Raw genomic sequence first — 18261 nt, forward strand, 5'->3', positions numbered from 1 at the left:
CTTTGTTTGTTTGGCCAAATAGTCTTTTAGCAGATTTAAAGATATCTCCTCTATTTCGAGATTACCTATTTCGCGGATCAACATCTTAACTGAAGATAGTAAGCTTTAAGCTTTTAATGTATGTGGACTGAACCCCAATGTTCGTTTATCAGCTTCATACAGCATCCATAACTCGTCTAATTTCATAGAAATACCCTCCCAGTTCATCTAATAATTTTAGCTTTACTAGAATCTGACTCGCATTAGTTAAAAACACCGTCCCTTAATCAGGACGCCGGAAGGTTCAACTTGATCTGCGTTAGTTGTTTTTGATAGAGTACATTGCTCTCATATCGATCTCTCAGGGTATCTGTGCTCAAAATATAATGCGCGTTCGCGCCGACTCCCCAGAGCGTTCCTTCCTGCTTAAGTATCAAGGATTGACGGTTGCCAGCTTCCACAGCCTTAACTGATCCAAGATGCGGCACCTTGAATGGCTTAGTTGAGCTATACCCGATCTCCAAGCTTCCAAGCTGCCCGTACTCGTTACTACCCCACGCAAACAGATTTCCATCCCGGTCTACTGCTAGAGCATGATCATGACCGACATCGACCTGTAAGATATTCGCTAGACCTTCCACACGCAATGGTTCGGGATTATCGGCATTTCCTATACCAAATACGCTTTTGACGCCCCATGTCCAGACGGTGCCATCGCTTTGGAGAGCCACTGCAAAATTATTATTGTTCGAAACGGCAACAATGTCGTTGAGAGTGCCGAGGTGCTTCAATTCGGAACTTGTCGGCTGAGTCTGCCAGACCGTGCCGTCCTTCTTGAGTACCACCGTAAAGTCAAAGCCAGGGCTGGCGGAGCGGACATCCGCCCATGAGGTCTGATAAGGCTTTTTGTAGATGATCTCGTTCAACTTGTACGCTTGTCCTAATTTGCCATTGTAGTTTGATCCCCACGCGAATACGCGTCCGTCTCGGCCAACCGCGAAAACGCCGGAATGAGCCATCTCCACAGATGCAATGTCTCGGAGTCCCTCTACTTGCCTGGGGATGACGGTCGTTTCATATTTTTGTTCACCGGTACCCCATAAGGCGGCATTGTTAAAGCCCCAGACCCATACGGTGCCATCCTTCTTTAGAGCAATGCCGGCATCGCTATCCACTTTTGCCTCCACAACATCCTCCAGAATCCGGGTCGGCCTCTCGTAAAATTGCCCCCATGTCCATAAAGTCCCTTCATCAGTCACCACCACCACGTTGGTGGTAGTGATGTGCATTTTGCGTATGGAAGGTGGAAGGGACGTCTCGTGCTTTGCCCAATTGCCCACGTTATTCTGCGACGCTGCGTTCTGCAGCAGGGCGAATTGATTCTTTAATCCGTCATTTTGAAGATCTAGGCTTATCTCCGCATAGCCCTCTTCCACAAGCTTCGCATTCAAAAAAGCTCCGTCCTCCAAGTACACAGCCGCATGTAAATGCTTGTTCCGGTCACGTTCACCTCGGATTTCCATAGATACTTTCGGATCATCCTGCAACAGCGACCTGATATATGCAGTCGCCTCTTGACCGTTATGAATGGGGGCAATACCGGCAGACAGCAAGCCTCCCTGAGGCACGCCTTTTGAAGGTATTCCTTCCCCCTCGATTTCAGCTTTTAGCATTTTAGAGATGCACACTAAAACCTGTCTATCCTGAATACCCATATTCCAAAGTTGCTTCCCGAGCAAAGTATGGTTGACGTTGTCGAAAAACCCCAATATGTCAATGTCGACTACAAAATGCATCGACGCCTGATTGATGAGAAATTGAACTCTTGCCATGGCATGGTGTGTCGATCGAAGGGGTCTGAAACCATAGCTATAGTTGTAAAATTGGGCTTCAGCTATGGGCTCAAAGACTTGCTTGAAGCACTGTTGAATGATGCGATCGAGGATGCAAGGGATGCCAAGCGGTCTCCATTTGCCGTTGTCTTTTTCGATAAGTTTCCGTCTGACTTTCTTGGGACGGTAGTTTTCTAGTCTGCTTTGGATTTCACTCACTAATTCGTGTTCGGGTCGTTGTTCGATGTCTTTAATGGTTAACCCATCTGTTCCTGGTGTCTTTGATCCTTTATTGGATTTCATTGTGCGGTAAGCCAGCAAGATATTTTCTCTAGATGTGACGATCTCGTAGAGGTGTGAAAAGGTTTCTTTGTTTGCCGCTCTTGCATACAACTCCGTAAATGATTCCGTCATGCCGTAATACTCCCAATTTCGTAAAGCTTGCACTGTGGCACCCCTCCTTGACGAAGTGATGTTCCCACGTTCCTACCTGATCGGTGCAATTCACGTATGGAAAATGATCGTTCTTTTCAATTAGACTTGGGGCTGTTCCTCCTCCTCGATTACAGAGGCTTCATCGGTCGTACCCCTGCCCTCACAAGGATAAATTCATTTCGGCAAGTGCCTTATTGCAACCGTTTCGGGTAACAGCCCTTACTGCAACGTCCCTTGTTTTCCAAGTCCCTTATAACCTAGCTATCCGTGCTGAACTTAGGTGCTTCCTCTAAGCCTGTGAGATCCATGCCGCCATAGTTCGGCATCGCGTATTTCATAGCAGAAAGTTTTACTTTACGCCACTCACACCATCGTCTGATGGTACATACGTTTCCGCATGCTCTAACTGTAGACCTGTACATTCGGAAGTTCGTCAGTTCGCTTCTTTGCGAGCATTCTCACCATATTCAGTTTTTCAGCCGCGCGACATATCCGTTGGCATACCTTTTTTTTCTCAGAATGGCTCTAGCCTTCGTTCTGCCGAATCTACCTGTACTTCACACCACATGACCTGTTAGTCATGACGCGCGCAGGAGTATTGGCGAGATGGTTTCGGGATACATGGTTCCGTCATTCCCATCCTCGGTTGTAAAGTTAAGATTACACCTTGTAATCTTCTGCTTTTCACACTGTTTGGTGCTTATGGCAGAACTTGTCGTACTTCTGCGTTAGCTGAATAGCCATTGACTATTTTTCTACATATTCATTTGCTTTGACAATGATATTGATAAAACACAAATATGCTTATAGCTACTAGCAATTATAATAAAGAAATCTTCTTCATAATTTCATCATCGAGCACACAATTTTCACACAGATTTAATTGGTCAGTCTTCTTATGAATTCAAGCCTGCATACCGTATGTCTTTTGACGCTTTTAAATAAGAACGCATGCGGTAATATGGCTCCAGCTAGGGGTAGTCACCGCCGGCGCCCTCCTCCTCCCGCTGGATTCGCAACTTCTTGTATAAAATTTTTTGGGTTCAGTGGTTCTTGTTGTAACTTTCTGCTTCAATAGTCGAATATGCATTCGAATATGCATCCATATAGTTTGTTTTTAACCAGTAAGCAGCACTGAATTCAACTTTTTTTGATATTCCTGCGTATTTTACTACTGTTGGTACAACACTGTTTAGCGGAACGGTTTTATATGCATAAGGCAATTGCTCATTGTAATCATAGGTGAAAGTAAACGGTGTGCTGGGCGGGTTCGTTTTACTCATATTTTCTACCCCGACGATATGTGAAGACCAAGCCCATTTCCCGATTGTTGATTTGTCATACCAAGTGATTCCCTTGGTAAACAAATTATCACCATTATTGTCCCAGCTGCTTCCTATATAAGATCCGCTGCTATTTATTACTTTTGAATTTACAATTAAACTATGGTTGATCGCATCTTTAAATAACTCATTAAAAGGTGCACTCATATTTCCAGTATCGTCACCTTGACGTTCTGCACCTATCAGCGGTTCATTAAAAGCATTATAAACATTTGTATCTGCTGCTATCGAAGCACCATTTCTTGCATTCACTCCACGTGATAATGTATCTCCGCCATATTTTGAGATAGCGTATACACTATCCATTACATTCTGATGCGTCGAATTATCAAAATAATTATTAAATACATGGCCAGCTCCTTGACGAATCATTGGCAAACGTTGTCCAACATTCGTATAACGATTGTACGCCATCGTCAATCTAAGTCTTTGATTTCCATCTTTGACCTCAACTCCGGTAGGACTAACATAGTTCGTATAATCCTTATCGCCGGAGCCTACCAAATGAACTTTAGAGTGATATGCTGCATAAGCCATAATCTGATTTTTGGTAGCGCCTTCGTTACGCATTTTATAGTAAACGCTGGTTGATGGGTCCAATGCACCTGCTGCATATTTTTGCTCCATATATTCGATTGACTTATAAATAGAACTGCCCTTATCTGGATCTTCAGTTGCTTCTAATCCGAATTCATTCCAAGAAAATGTTACATTGGATGCACCGTTTTCCATGTCAATCATTCCATCTGCCGCTATAGAAAACTTACAGTGGTCTATCCATACATTGTTAGCGCCATTCACCTTGATAAATGACCAACCTACCTCTTTATGCTTTCCCGAGTCGTCCCATTGCCACATTTCATCAAATTTGAGATTTCTTATGACAATATCGTTAGATGAACCCTGCAGTTTTATTTCCGCATGCTTAATGGTCTTGCCTGATGTTGAGAAGATGGTTAACCCATCTACGTTTGAAATGCTTAATTTAGTTACTCCGGAAGCGATTAACAGTGGATTCGTGAATCCGTTCGATGGTTTCGGATAATTTGTAATGAAACTATACTTTGATTTTTCAGTTGAATCTAGAGCTAATTCAGTCCATCCTAAGTTAATATTATCCGTAACTTCAATTACTTTAACAGTACCTTTACTCGCATCCAGAATTGCCTGTAAAAACTCTCTTCCATTACTAATTGTACGATAATAGGATGTTCCCACATAACTACTTCTATCATTTACTCCTAAAGAAGCATAGCCAGGAACGGATAAAAAGCTAGTATCATAGCTCTTTTCAACCTTAATCGTATTAGGTATTGAAGCAATCACGGCTGCCTCTACTTTACTACCTGCAACAATATAAGATGAAGTCACCAATAGACTTCCCATCACCAAACTACTTAAGACTTTTTTCATCATAATAAAATCCCTCCTTCAAATAGTAACTACACCCCGCAATCCCATTATCTAACACCTATTATCAATGTCGCTTCCCCCCTCTTATAAAAACGCTTCCAATTTCCCTAAAGATAAATTGATTAATCGGAGTTATGTGCATCATTGGGAAAAAAGGTAATAATTACTCGGATTATAGCATGGCGCATGGTATGGATCTATGGGGGGAAGCGCTCATCCTGTATATCGAGCTATCAAAAGAACTAATTTCTCGATTAATTTGAATATTTTCTCACTTATTTTGAAAATAAAATTAAACTGTTCCCTCCTCTTGTTGAACCACAACTGGATAAATTAATTCAGGGATCGTGCCAACATTTTAACGAAAATATACGCTAAGACTTCGATCATGTCCGGCTTTGGCGTTATCGTCGTTAGTTAATTATGCTATCGTAGAAAAATATACGAAAACATCTTGATTTCGTTGTAGCACATCAGTAGTGGCGCAACGCCATTTCTATTCGCCGCCTCTCTACAAGAAAGGTAGTAGTTCTTTCCTGTTGGACGAATTACAAACCGATTACACTACGAATTTCCGCGATACGTAAATTGTTTAAACAACGCCTTACCATGCTGCTGATACAATACACCACGAGCAAAGATGCCTACACGGGGAGCCGTGAAACAATTGAAATTGGCAAAATGCTCCGGATACAGAAATTCCGCTGAGACGAACAATTCCAGCTCCCTATACTCTACCCCTTCAACCGATATGGCGAAAGTGAACTGCTGACTCTCTGCATCAAGCTGGGTTCTCAGCCATAAGTCCGCTCCCGGTTCCATATCAAGCTTCTCCCGATACAGCATATGTCGATGGCATTTCTCCGAGCGGTCAATCTGTACATAGAGTCCATCATCCTCCTGCTTCTCGTGCAATCGGGCGGCATCAAACTTTTGTCCTGCGGTTTGGCCGATTCCATAACGGACACTAACAAGCAGCATGGCATCCATGTCGCGGTACAGGACCAGCCCTGCTTCGTCGCCCAACGACTGGGGTACAAAAGAAAGCTGTGTGTGCGCCTCAAAACAGAAATGCTCCCATCGGCGAGTTAGGATAAGGGTCGACCCGGGGACATATAACGGGTAAGGTGCGCATTCCAGCTCAAGCCCGTTTCCCGTTAACGTATAGCTTCCTTCCAAGGGGTGACGCACCCACTCCCAAACAGGAGACAACTCTGGTTCGTCGAAACGGTCTGTTTCGGCCTCAACCAAGATGGGTTCCTGCCCACTTTCGAGCAGCACATGCACCCGCTCCTGCGGGCTTCCCCCGTCTCCTACCTCAAACCAGCCATCGTCTGTCCAACGAACTGATTCAAGGAAAGTCTCACGCCCTAAAGGCGTACTGCCATTTGGAGTCAACGGACGCCCTCCAAGGTGCAGCATCCACCAGTTCCCTTTCGTATCCTCCACCAGCTTACCGTGGCCTGCCTTCTGTAGAGGCTTGCTAGGATCCGTCTGTGTTAGCACTGGATTGTGTGGGCATGGCTCATAGGGTCCCCAAATCGAACGGCTGCGGGCCAATGTTTCCATGTGTCCAAAGCGCGTCCCTCCCTCGGCCAGCATCAGATAGTAATAGCCATGGCGCTTGACGATATGCGGACCTTCAGGGTTGTTGCCTCCAGTCCCCGGCCACACCTGCTTGGCATCTCCAATAAGCTTGGATCCATCGGGATGAAGCTCCTGCAGCCAACCTCCGCCAAAGGCGAGGTAACGACGACCGTCATCGTCGTGAAATATGGATGGGTCTATAAAGTGATGATTCAGTACCACGCCTTCGGAATAAGGCCCTTCCGGGCGTTCTGCTGTGAACAGCAGGTTTGTGCAACGCGGCTGTCCGTGAAAAAAAGGAACGACCACCCAAAACATCCCGTCAGCATACGATATATCGGGAGCGAATACGCCATGAGAATCCGGTACCCCGGTCAAGTCAATTTGGCTGTGTCGAGTAATGACGTGCCCAATGGGGCGCCAATGTATCAGATCACGGGAATGGTGCACCATGACGCCGGGAAAATATTGAAAGGTAGAGGTAACAACATAATAATCTTCACCCACCCGAACTACCGAGGGATCTGGATGATCCCCTGGAAGCACTGGATTAGGAACGGAATGAACGTTATGCTCAACCATCATCTGATCGTCACCGCTTTCTGCTTTTATCGTTTCAGGTATCGGTCATAAGAGGCTTGTTGGACTTTCAAGACTGCATCTATGCCCATTTTATCAATCTGTTTGACATAATCGTCAAACTTGCTGATCGGCTCCGAGCCAATAATGAACTTGTTCATCATCTCGTCTTTATACGTCGTAATCTCTGTAAATTTGGAGTTAAGAACATCACGCTCCTGCTGCTTGAAGGACAAGGCAACTGGATACTTAGGTTTAATAAAAGGCGTAATCGAATCACGAATCTGAGCCAGTTTAGGTGAAACCATTGCGTTCTCGTAACGAATGTCCCATTGATAAGCAAACTCCCGGTGTCCAAGCTCATACATTTTGATCAGAGGCGCATTATTTTTATCCTTCATCACGAGATCCGTGTATTTCGGTTCATTATTTTCCATCGTATACGTTTCGCCCAGCTTACCGAAATTCATCGCCAGCTGTCCTTCGGGGCTGTAAAACCAATCCTGTACCTTAGCAATTTCGGTTTTGAATTTCGATTTGGAGCTGATACCAAAACCGTTCTTGATCAGGTTTTGCTGACTTTTGGTAAATGGAGCAATCCCTGTTGGGCCTTGGAGCGGTGTCAAACCAGTTAAGTTGACCTTCGGATTGGCCTTGCCAACCAGCTTCTCAAGAGCCTCGAGTCGCGGGAATGAATCAAAGGTAGCACCCGATACTTCATTCGTGAATCTGGACTCCCAGACCTTTTGATCATTCGTTATATATTCCTTATCTATCAGGCCTTCCTTGTACAGCCTGGCTGTATATTCAAGCGCATCCTTTAATTTGGCATTGGTGTACGTGTATTTCACCTGACCGTTTTCCACATAAAAATCCTCTTCAAATGATACGCCAAAAGGCTCGATGAATGGCAGCAAACCCTTCATTTTACTTCTTGTTGTGAAAGGAATTTCATCATTCTTGCCATTTCCATTCGGATCTTTTTCTTTAAATGCCTTCAGTACCTGGTACATTTCTTCGGTTGTCTTCGGTGCCTTCAACCCGAGATTATCCAGCCAGTCCTGACGGAAGATTTGCAGGTTGATCGTTTTGACGGCTGAGATTTGAGGGAAAAAGTAAATGTTCCCGTCATCGGATTTGATATCCTTCAAGATCGCTGGATTTTGCTCGATAATCTTTTTAAAATTAGGCATATTCTGCTCGATCAGCTTGTTCAACGGTTCAAATACGCCATTCTCCCCGCCTTTATTTAATAAATCCAGTGGTGCCTCCATTAGATCTGGCAGCGTCCCGCCCGCCAGGGTCAAATTGAACTTTTCGATGTAATCGTTGACGTCTGCAGGTGCCTTCAGCCATTTGAAATTGACGTTGGTTTTTTCGGAAATCGGCTTCATCCATAGTAGTTCATTGGACTCCACTGATTCAGGTCTCGGCCTCATATAGACACTAACCTCGATCTGCTTATCCAGGATCTTTCCATTCGCATTAACAGGCTTATTCGCCTCGCCTGCCTTGGCCTCCGGAGTCGCCGCAACCTTCTCTTGCCCGCCTGTTTGGCATCCAGCCAATGTAACCGATACCAATATTAAGCCGGTTATTCCTTTCATCCAACTTTCTTTTTTCATGTTGACGCCTCCTTTAAATTTGTGTTTTAACCTTTAATAGATCCCATCATCGACCCTTGGACAAAGTATTTTTGAATGAAAGGATACACAATAAGAATGGGTAGTGTCGCTACAACCAAAGTCGAATACTTAATCGATTCGCTTAACAGGTTCTTGTCGTCAAAAACATCAACCAAAACCTGATCCGTCTGATTCTGAATCACGATCGCCCGAAGCAGGATTTGCACTGGAAACAGTTTCTCATCATTCAAATAAATCATAGCTGGGAAAAAGCTGTTCCATTCGTTAACCGCATAGAATAAGCCAATCGTCACCAAAGACGGAATCGCCAACGGCAAAATAATTTTGACCAGTGTTTGTACCATCGAGCACCCGTCTATTTTGGCGGCGTCCTCCAACTCGACAGGAATTTGCTCGAAAAATGTTCGCTGGATAAATACATAAAAAGAAGTCACCGCCGCCGGAATGACGATCGCCCATATCGAATCCCGCATCCCGAGGGCATTCACGACGAGAAAGGTGGGAATTAATCCGCCTCCGAAGAGCATCGGAATCAGCACGATCGTGGTCATTAATTTACGGCCTTGCAAGTCCCGTTTGGACATCGGATAGGCGGCACATACCGTTAACACCAGGCTTATTGCCGTTCCAAGCGCCGTATATAGGATCGTATTCAAATAGGATCTTCCGAGCATCGGAAACTCAAGCACTCTTTTGTAAGCCTCTAATTGGAATCCCATCGGTATAATACCGATTCTCCCCTGCTGAATGTACAATTGCTCACTCAATGAGGCGGACACGACATAAAGAAACGGATACAAGGTCATAACGACAATTAACCCCAGAACCAATGCATTGATGCAACTGAACACCAATCCTCCAAGCGTCATACGCCGGAAAGCCATACCATTTCCTCCTTAACGCTTTCTGTGTGGAAAGCATGCTTCTTTGTTGGTTACAAATCACCACAAACTCGTTTCCGAGTACTTTTTGGCCAGTTTATTGGCGATTACGATCAGAATCAGCCCCATGACCGACTGAAACAGTCCGACTGCAGATGCGAAGCTGTAGTTAGCATCCAATATTCCCCTCCGGTATACATAGGTACCGATGACATCTGCAGTCAGGTACGTATTCGGGTTGTACAAAAGCACGATTAATTCGTAACCGATCTCCAGCATATGACCGATTTTCAGTAACAGCAAAATAATAATCGTAGGGGCGATACCCGGAAGCGTAATATGCCAGGTCTGATGCCAGCGGTTCGCACCGTCTACTCTTGCAGCTTCATACAATTCCGTATTGATGCCCGTTAAAGTGGCAAAGTACAGGATTGCCGACCATCCGAGTGTTTTCCACAGATCCATAAAGGTAAAGATTCCCCAGAAATAATTCGGATCCAGTAAAAAATTCGTCCGTTCCACACCGAATTGCACTAAAATATTGTTGATTAATCCTACGCTGGGCGAAAGAAAGGTTACCGCCATACTCGCTACAATAACCGTCGATACAAAATGAGGCAAATAACTGATCGTTTGTACCATGCGTTTGATCAGCGAGTTCCGAACCTCATTTAATAAAAGGGCAAAAATAATCGGTGCAGGAAATACAAACACCAAGCTCAGAAGGTTGATCATCAGTGTATTGCGCAGCAACCTACCAAAATAAACAGAGTTAAAAAAATCGATAAAATGCTTAAATCCAGCCCATTCACTCCCAAGAATCCCCTTGTAAATATTGTAGTCCATCATAGAGATCACGACGGCCATGACGACAGGTACATATCTGAAGATCAGGTAATAAATCAGCGGTGGCAGGAACATCAGATAGTACGGCAGGACTTTTTTGAAAGTGCTTCGTCTGCTTGATGTTTTCTTGTATCCTGCACTTATGGATGGCGGGCTCGCAGCAGTCATAGTTTGCTTAGCCAATGGGTAAGACTCTCCTCTCAACGTTTCGTGTACTTCGCTCGCCTACTCAATGTATCCCCTTACATGAATTTCGTATATCGATAATTCTTTAGATACATCTACTTTTTTCATGATCATTGCCAAAAACCGCCAGGAATCAGCTCCTGACGGTTAGTACTGCTTCGTTATCTCCAATAAACCCCGGTCGCTCCACTCTTTAATCACCAGTCTTCTAGAGGTCTTCCTTCGTATGCAATTGCCTGAATTGTCCCGGTGTAATCCCTTCATGCCGCTTGAACACCCGGATAAAGGTATTGGAATTCGTGAATCCCGCCTTCTCGGAAATTTCAAAAACGGTATCCTGGGTTTGCTGCAGCCGCATTTTAGCTTGTTCAACCCGCCTTGTATTTATATAATCAACAAAATTCATACCCGTGACTTCTTTAAAAATACTGCTCAGGTAAGAAGGCGATAATCCGATATTCTCCCCGAGAATCGTTAACGATAAGTCCAGATGATAATTTTTTTCCACATAGTCTTTAATTTGATTGAATAAAGTATTATCCTGCCCCTGCTTCTTGTTTTGAATCCAGTCACTGATGCTCTGGAACATCCATTCAATAAACTCCTTCTTATCCTCCAAGCGTGATTGCTGATTGACCTCTTTATATAAATCAAAGGATTCGCTGAATATTTCCCCGGTCGTAGATAGGACTTCGTAAATCGTCCGGATTGCGGTGCCTACCAGAGCCTGAAACAGGTAAGTAATAATTTCCGGCGTTATATCCCCTTGCTTTAAATTATCTCCCCATACTTTCTGCAAATGTTGGTGCAAAGCCACATGGTTTCCGGTCTTCACACAGTTGATGATATGCTTCTCCACTTCTATCGAATAACTGAAGGAGCTCTCGGGCAATTTGTCAACCTCATCAATAAAGATCACGCTGCCTTCTCCCTTGACGATCTTGTACTGCAAAGCGGACAAAGCTTCTACATAAGAGAGGGGCACCTCATCTATCGTGCTGTAAATATTGCCGATCCCCACCGTGAAAGTCCGGGAATACTCCTGCTCGAAAAAGGAGATGACCTTTTGGATAAAATCGTGAATCACCTCCGGCTTCGAATTGGGATGATCGAGATTTAACAGGGAAATGATTTTGTCATTGCGCTTGCGGATCGATCGTACACCCAGATGTACGTCGTCCAACTCACTAACCATCCCATCTACGATTTCCAGAATATCCCGGTAACGCAGATTGATTTTATCCTCTAGAGAAAAATCGACGGTTTCAAACACAATCACTTGATACGAACCATAGTTAAACTCCAATTGAATTTCCTCTGCAAGCTGCTGTACGTTGGCCGACGATACTCTGCCATCAATGAGGTCGTAGAGAAATTTTTGCTGAAGTGCCGGAAGGTTTTTTTCAAAAGAGCCCCTTAAGCTTTGATTCTCATAATACACATAATTAATAATTCGATCGATAAAGCCAAGTTCATCTTCCTTGGAATTATTGTCCTGGCTGGAGAGAGGGGTGCGGCCCAATACATTGATATATCCGATAATCTTGTTGATGGGACGGTAAATTCGGTTGGTCAAAAAATAGGACAAAATCAAGCCGCCTATCAGACAAATAATAGCCGTTACAAATGTAAATTGACGTATCGCATTTGCCTTTTCCGTGATAAAAGCCGTCGGTACCACGCTTATATACTTCCAGTCATTCACCTTCGATGAAGTAAACAAAATTTGATACGATTTACCCGCAATCGTCTGCTCCAGATAACCATTACCAGCATTGATTCCTCTTACTTTCTCTGTAATGGCCCCTTTGACAGAATTAATCAACTCATCCTGATCGCTGCGAATTTTGCTGTTAAATACAACCTCTCCCTTGATGTCCAACGCATAGATGAATGCCGGATAAGGATCACTGACGCCTTGAACCCTGTTGGAAAAATCATCCGTTTTGATATTCAGGTACAAAGCGCCCATAGGCTTGATTTCGCTTAGAGGAACCGTTCGCGCAAATGTAATTACGGATGAGCTTATTCCATACGAGTTTGCTTGAAATCTGCCGATAGAATTAAGCCCATGGTGGTTTTGACTTGGAGTTGTCCAATCTGTTGACTGCCCGGTTTTGTAAATATCCTCATAATAATAATCAAGATTGTATTTGGATTCCTGATTCAATACGATCGGGTAGCGGTAGAACTGGATCCATATATCCGAGATCAATGTATTCGCCTGCTTGACGCTTTTTAAATATTTAATAATATCAAGAAACAGCAATTGGTCAAGATCCCATGTGGTTTCCGATAAATACAGCGACCTTCGGATCTGCGATTGAAGTGAAATCTGAAAGGACAAATTATCCAGGGAGGTCAATGTTTCATCAATGTTGTCTCTAGCCTGCTCGATATATTTATAGTTCGATTTCACTACTTCCTCAACGAGCAGAGAAGAGGATTGGGTATACGAAACATAACCAAATGCAAGAATAGCGATCAGAATGAAAATATTAAACAAAAACAACATTTTCACAAAGATACTCTTTTGTTTAAATACCTTTAAACTTTGCGGGATTAATTTCAAAGCGTACCCTCCTTTTGAACAGTACCTTGCCTTGAGTATGTAAAATATATTCGTATTATGAGGTTGACCAGCTAAATCTGATACGCGAAGCTATGGATGTGCAATGGTTAGTGGGATCCGGGCCATATTTATTTGTGGAGGGTATTATGATTCCTGTAGTCGGTAATGCATGATGAAAACGGTTGCAGAAAACTTTAATTTAACTCATTTCTTAATTTAATTGTATACTTTTTATTGTCTTGCGTGCGCATTTGTTTTTATTAAAATATAAAAAGTGCCCTTCCGGGCACTATTATACTTTATCCTTTTTCTGAGCTGCCAGCCAAACCTTGAATCAAGAAGCGTTGTCGGGCTGGATAAGAACCCGGATCAGGTTACAGGTGCAGGGTTGAATAATGCCAAATCGTTGTATAGTCCCCAATGATCCGCCCATGTTTTCTTGCGTCCGCTGGCGACATCCAGGATCAAGTGGAAGATTTCCCAGCCGATTTCCTCGATGGTGGCCTCTCCCGTTGCGATTCTCCCCGCATTCAGATCGATCAGATCATGCCATTGTTCCGCCAAAGAATTTCTTGTCGACACCTTAATCACCGGAGCGACAGCCAGACCGTAAGGCGTCCCTCTCCCCGTCGTGAACACCTGCAAGTTGATACCGGAGGCTAGTTGCAAAGTGCCACATACAAAATCACTAGCCGGCGTTGCCGCGAAAATCAGTCCTTTTTCGGCAGTCCTTTCACCGGGGGATAGGACCCCAACAATCGGGCTGGTGCCTGATTTCACGATTGATCCGAGCGACTTTTCAACCACATTGGCGAGACCGCCTTTTTTATTGCCCGGTGACGGATTGGCGCTTCGGTCGGATTGACCATTCTGCAAATAATCGTCATACCATTTCATCTCACGAATCAAGGCCCGGCCGACTTCTTCGCTAGATGCCCGCGGTGTTAACAGATGAACCGCATCCCTCACTTCAGTGACTTCGGAGAACATGACCGTCGCTCCGGCGCGTACTAACAAATCGGCGGCATAGCCGACTGCCGGATTGGCCGTAACCCCTGAGAACGCATCGCTTCCACCGCATTGCAAACCGACGACCAAATCGGAAGCGGGGCTAGTGATGCGCTTTCGGCGATTTAATCGATCGAGCCGGGCTTCCGCCATCTCCATGATCGATTTGACCATAGGAATAAATCCGTGATGCTCCTGCAAGGATATGATCTTACCGGAGTCCCCTTCCGGCACCAAACGTTCAGGATTCAGCTTCTCGCAGCCCAAACCAATGACCATGAGTTCCCCACCAAAGTTAGGGTTCTGGGCAAGATTTTGAATCGTGCGAATCGGAATAATCGCATCCGGCGCATTGATCGCAACCCCGCATCCATAAGTATGCGTTAATGCTACGACATCCTCGACATTCGGATATTTCGGAAGCAGCTCCGCTTTGATTCTCTTTACCGTATATTCCAGTACGCCGGCGACGCATTGCACGCTGGTCGTAATCCCAAGAATATTTTTCGTTCCGACGCTGCCATCTGCATTCCGGTAACCCTCAAACGTATAGCCCTCAAGAGAAGGCAACAATGCCGGCACGTTGCTAGCTATCGATAGTTCCTCCAACCTCGGTGGTGTCGGAAGCTCAACCAACGATTCGTCGATCCAATTGCCTTTTACAATCGGTTGAACGGCATGCCCGATCACTTCTCCGTAACGTATGATCGCTTCGCCTTTATTGATATCAGTTAGCGCCACCTTATGTCCTTGAGGAACATGATTCGTTAGCTCGAGCCCGCAAGAAAATACCGTTCCTTTAGGCAACCCGCCTTCATTGACAATAATCGCAACATTGTCGTTGGGATGTACTTTAATATAAAGAGGAGTTTCATTCCGCGTTTGTTTCAAAGTCATGAGTATGACCTCCCCATCCGGATAAGTTAATTTTTATTTTATGAATTCGCCTTTAATTCAACGCGTTTAATCTCGCCGACAATGAGCAAATAACACAGGATGACCATAAAGGCGTTGGCCCCGACAAATATTAGCGCTCCATTAAACGAGCCGGTTGCTTTCAAAATATACCCGATAATAATGGGAGTCGTAATTCCGGCAAGATTGCCGAACGTATTGAACAGACCTCCACTTAACCCGCCGATCTCTTTCGGGGATGTATCCGAAACGACCGCCCAACCCAATGCGCCTATGCCTTTTCCGAAGAAAGCTAATGCCATAATCGATACGATAAGCCAGTCGACCTTTACATAATTACAGATGATCATCGAAGTCGATAAGAGCATCCCGATCACGATCGGCGTTTTTCTGGCTACCGATAAGGATTTTCCTCTCCTCAGCAAGTAATCGGAAATGAGTCCCCCTAAGATCCCGCCCATAAATCCGCAAAGGGCTGGCAGCGAAGCGACAAATCCGGCTTTCAGAATGGACATCCCCCGCTCTTTAACCAGATAGACCGGAAACCAGGTGAGAAAGAAATAAGTAAGCGTATTTAAACAATACTGAGCCGTGTAGATTCCTACCGTCATGCGGTTTGTCAGCAGCTGCTTCAAGTAGCCCCATTTCACTTCAGCGTTTTTCGCGCTTCCTTCTCTCGCCTGATCCAGATTCACCAAAGCTCCGCCTTGCTCTAGATAATCTAATTCCGCTTGATTCACCCGCGGATGATCTTTGGGGCCATATATTGTCTTTACCCATACCCCGCACAGCACAATCCCAATCAAACCCATAATAACAAATGCGGACTTCCAACCGTAAGAGCTGGTAAGCCAGCCCATGATTGGAGCAAAGATGACCGTAGCGAAATATTGAGCCGAATTGAAAATCGCCGATGCCATTCCGCGTTCCTTCGTCGGGAACCATGCCGATACGATTCTGCTGTTCGCTGGGAATGAAGGCGCTTCCGACAAACCGACCATAAAACGGAGCACGAACAACATGGTTATTGCGATACCCGTACTGAAGAAACCGATAAAACCTTGCGTAATCGTAAAAAAGGACCAGAAAAAAATGCTGAGCGTGTAGATCAACTTCGAACCGAAACGGTCGAGAAACCACCCGCCCGGTAATTGGCCGATCACATAGGCCCACGAAAAAGCTGAGAACACATAACCCATGGAAACCGCATCCAAGCCAAGCTCTTTCGACATCGGTGTTCCCGCTATCGATATGACGGCGCGGTCGGCATAATTTATCGTCGTTATGACAAACAATACCAACAAAATCATATAGCGTACCCGGGTTTTTCCTGCAAACGCTATAGCTGAAGAAAGATGATTCGAAACTTTAGTGCTATTGACATCCATCTCATTTTTCCTCCTTCATTTGTTTGCCTAACAACCTCAATATCACTTCATTAATCATTTACAGCGCTTACATTCACATCGGAAAGCGTCCTCGATACTTGTTATTTTCCCAAAAACATCGTAATCTGAAATTATAATAAAGTAAAAGTGTAAATATTTAGATTTCTCTAAATAAATTTAAGAGTAAGGAGGCGAATTTTCTTCGAATGGATTTAAAACAGTTGGATTATATGATTAAGATAGCGGAAGAAAACAATATAACAAAAGCTGCGGAAAAGCTTTTTATCACCCAATCTGCCTTAAACCAGCAGCTTTTAAAACTTGAGAAAGAACTGGGCACACAGCTTTTCGTACGTTCAAGAAGCAATTGGCACTTGACGCATGCCGGGAAAATTTATGTCGAGAACGCGAAAGAAATCGTACGCATAAAAAAAGAAACGTACAACCGGATTAACGATATTCTTGAGATAAAAGAAGGAAAATTGATTGTTGGATTAACTCCGGAGCGCGGTATTAAGATGTTTGCGGCTATATACCCAATTCTCTATAAAAAATATCCGAATGTAAAAATTGAGCCTATTGAAATGTCCGTCAAAAAACAACAATACGAAATCTTTCAAGGTAATCTTGATATTGGATTTTTAACTTTGCAAAACTCCCAAAAAACGAATGATCATTATATCCATATCTGTTCTGAAAAGATTATTCTAGGTGTTCCAAATGCTCATCCTCTTGCACACTTGGGAGGAAAGCTTGGCGAACAACTTCCTGAAATAAGCTTAAAGCGTTTTGAAAACGACTCCTTTGCCACTATGCAAAAAGGCTCGACCCTTCGCGAAATCTATGATCATCTGATCAACGAAGAAAACATCAGTCCTGACATTTTGTTGGAAACCAGAAGCTGCCAAACCTTATTCAAAATGGTTGCGGAGGGCATCTGCTGCTCCATTTTTCCGATTACGTACGCCAAGCCCAGCACGAACGTCTCCTATTTTTCGATCAAACAAAATCCGGAATGGGAAGTAGCAGCCAGTTATAAAAAAGGCAGCTACCTATGCAATGTAGCCCATGATCTAATACGAATTTCTACGGATTACTGGACAAGAAAAATGATGAATTACGGATAAAAAATTTAAGCTTGAACTTCATCTCCCCAAGACTGGTAAACATCGCGTACCTCGCGGTAGGATTGCTTCGGCTTACGGTATTCGTTCACCAATCCCTTGTTGTTAAAGCTGCGTGCCCGGTCGCGAAAGTATTTGCCGCTGCTCTTCAGATCGCCGCTGCCATTTTTGAAATTTGGCGACTCTCCAATAAATAGAAAAAGGATCTTCCGAAAAGCAAGCTCCTCCTCTATCGTTCTCCGTTGAACCAATGAAAAATTGGTGAGCCGACAAGCTATTCATCCCTTAAAAAGACAGCCACAATCATACAAACAGTTGCAAAGATTATAAAAATAATATTGATGTTTTCCCGTCTTCCCCATTTTTCTCTAAAATTTCGTGATAAAACTCGCCCCTTCTTAAGTTCTCCCTTTAATTTCTTTGTAAAACGATACAGTTGAATTAATTGCATTACATATATTATCAAGGCAACTACACTTAATGTAATTCTTAAAACGGTTTTTAGTTCCAATTATAGTTGTCGTCCT

At 44.1% G+C, this 18261-nt stretch carries 12 protein-coding genes; 1 reads left to right on the plus strand and 11 read right to left on the minus strand.

The annotated features are described in order from the left end of the window. Positions 1–266: 266 nt before the first annotated feature. The 9 genes from QFZ81_RS15910 to QFZ81_RS15950 form a co-directional block, all read right to left on the minus strand. Positions 267–2258, minus strand: coding sequence for a reverse transcriptase domain-containing protein (locus tag QFZ81_RS15910; RefSeq protein ID WP_307603488.1), 1992 nt, complete (start codon positions 2256–2258; stop codon positions 267–269). A 1031-nt stretch (positions 2259–3289) separates the two neighbouring features. Beyond that, positions 3290–5005, minus strand: a complete 1716-nt coding sequence (locus QFZ81_RS15915) for a pectate lyase family protein (protein WP_307603490.1) — start codon at positions 5003–5005, stop codon at positions 3290–3292. 561 nt (positions 5006–5566) lie between these two features. Continuing rightward, complete coding sequence (locus QFZ81_RS15920) at positions 5567–7174, minus strand: glycoside hydrolase family 43 protein (protein WP_307603492.1); 1608 nt, start codon at positions 7172–7174, stop codon at positions 5567–5569. Between the two features lie 23 nt (positions 7175–7197). Continuing rightward, positions 7198–8793 (minus strand): extracellular solute-binding protein, encoded by a 1596-nt coding sequence (locus tag QFZ81_RS15925; RefSeq protein ID WP_307603494.1) that lies wholly within the window; start codon positions 8791–8793, stop codon positions 7198–7200. A gap of 26 nt (positions 8794–8819) precedes the next feature. Continuing rightward, the gene (locus QFZ81_RS15930) at positions 8820–9698 is read right to left on the minus strand and encodes a carbohydrate ABC transporter permease (RefSeq protein ID WP_307442752.1); all 879 of its coding nucleotides are present in this window, start codon (positions 9696–9698) and stop codon (positions 8820–8822) included. Between the two features lie 57 nt (positions 9699–9755). Then, on the minus strand, positions 9756–10724 hold the full coding sequence (locus QFZ81_RS15935; protein ID WP_307603496.1) for an ABC transporter permease: 969 nt from the start codon (positions 10722–10724) through the stop codon (positions 9756–9758). Positions 10725–10935: 211 nt separating this feature from the next. Next, positions 10936–13299: a helix-turn-helix domain-containing protein gene (locus tag QFZ81_RS15940; RefSeq protein WP_307603498.1), complete on the minus strand. Its 2364-nt coding sequence runs from the start codon at positions 13297–13299 to the stop codon at positions 10936–10938. 369 nt (positions 13300–13668) lie between these two features. Next, the gene (gene garD / locus QFZ81_RS15945) at positions 13669–15204 is read right to left on the minus strand and encodes a galactarate dehydratase (RefSeq protein WP_307603500.1); all 1536 of its coding nucleotides are present in this window, start codon (positions 15202–15204) and stop codon (positions 13669–13671) included. A 38-nt stretch (positions 15205–15242) separates the two neighbouring features. Beyond that, entirely contained in the window at positions 15243–16610 is a 1368-nt protein-coding gene (locus QFZ81_RS15950; protein ID WP_307442746.1) for an MFS transporter, read from the minus strand. A gap of 206 nt (positions 16611–16816) precedes the next feature. On the opposite strand from QFZ81_RS15950, the gene QFZ81_RS15955 reads away from it, so the two are divergent. After that, positions 16817–17737 carry a LysR family transcriptional regulator gene (locus QFZ81_RS15955; protein WP_307442745.1) on the plus strand — a complete coding sequence of 307 codons (921 nt, stop codon included), beginning with the start codon at positions 16817–16819 and terminating at the stop codon, positions 17735–17737. Between the two features lie 5 nt (positions 17738–17742). Here QFZ81_RS15955 and QFZ81_RS15960 read toward each other — a convergent pair whose 3' ends face one another. Together QFZ81_RS15960 and QFZ81_RS15965 are read right to left on the minus strand one after the other, a co-directional pair. Continuing rightward, on the minus strand, positions 17743–17985 hold the full coding sequence (locus QFZ81_RS15960; protein WP_307442744.1) for a hypothetical protein: 243 nt from the start codon (positions 17983–17985) through the stop codon (positions 17743–17745). A 23-nt stretch (positions 17986–18008) separates the two neighbouring features. After that, positions 18009–18245 carry a hypothetical protein gene (locus QFZ81_RS15965; RefSeq protein ID WP_307442743.1) on the minus strand — a complete coding sequence of 79 codons (237 nt, stop codon included), beginning with the start codon at positions 18243–18245 and terminating at the stop codon, positions 18009–18011. Positions 18246–18261 lie beyond the last annotated feature (16 nt).

Origin of the sequence: Paenibacillus sp. V4I9, assembly GCF_030817295.1 — a bacterium.
Taxonomy (GTDB): Bacteria; Bacillota; Bacilli; order Paenibacillales; family NBRC-103111; genus Paenibacillus_E.

Coding starts and splice junctions, on each gene's coding strand:
- QFZ81_RS15915 (WP_307603490.1), bottom strand. CDS start 5,005: ATGATGAAAAAAGTCTTAAGTAGTTTGGTGATGGGAAGTCTATTGGTG.
- QFZ81_RS15920 (WP_307603492.1), bottom strand. CDS start 7,174: ATGATGGTTGAGCATAACGTTCATTCCGTTCCTAATCCAGTGCTTCCA.
- QFZ81_RS15925 (WP_307603494.1), bottom strand. CDS start 8,793: ATGAAAAAAGAAAGTTGGATGAAAGGAATAACCGGCTTAATATTGGTA.
- QFZ81_RS15930 (WP_307442752.1), bottom strand. CDS start 9,698: ATGGCTTTCCGGCGTATGACGCTTGGAGGATTGGTGTTCAGTTGCATC.
- garD (WP_307603500.1), bottom strand. CDS start 15,204: ATGACTTTGAAACAAACGCGGAATGAAACTCCTCTTTATATTAAAGTA.
- QFZ81_RS15950 (WP_307442746.1), bottom strand. CDS start 16,610: ATGGATGTCAATAGCACTAAAGTTTCGAATCATCTTTCTTCAGCTATA.
- QFZ81_RS15955 (WP_307442745.1), top strand. CDS start 16,817: ATGGATTTAAAACAGTTGGATTATATGATTAAGATAGCGGAAGAAAAC.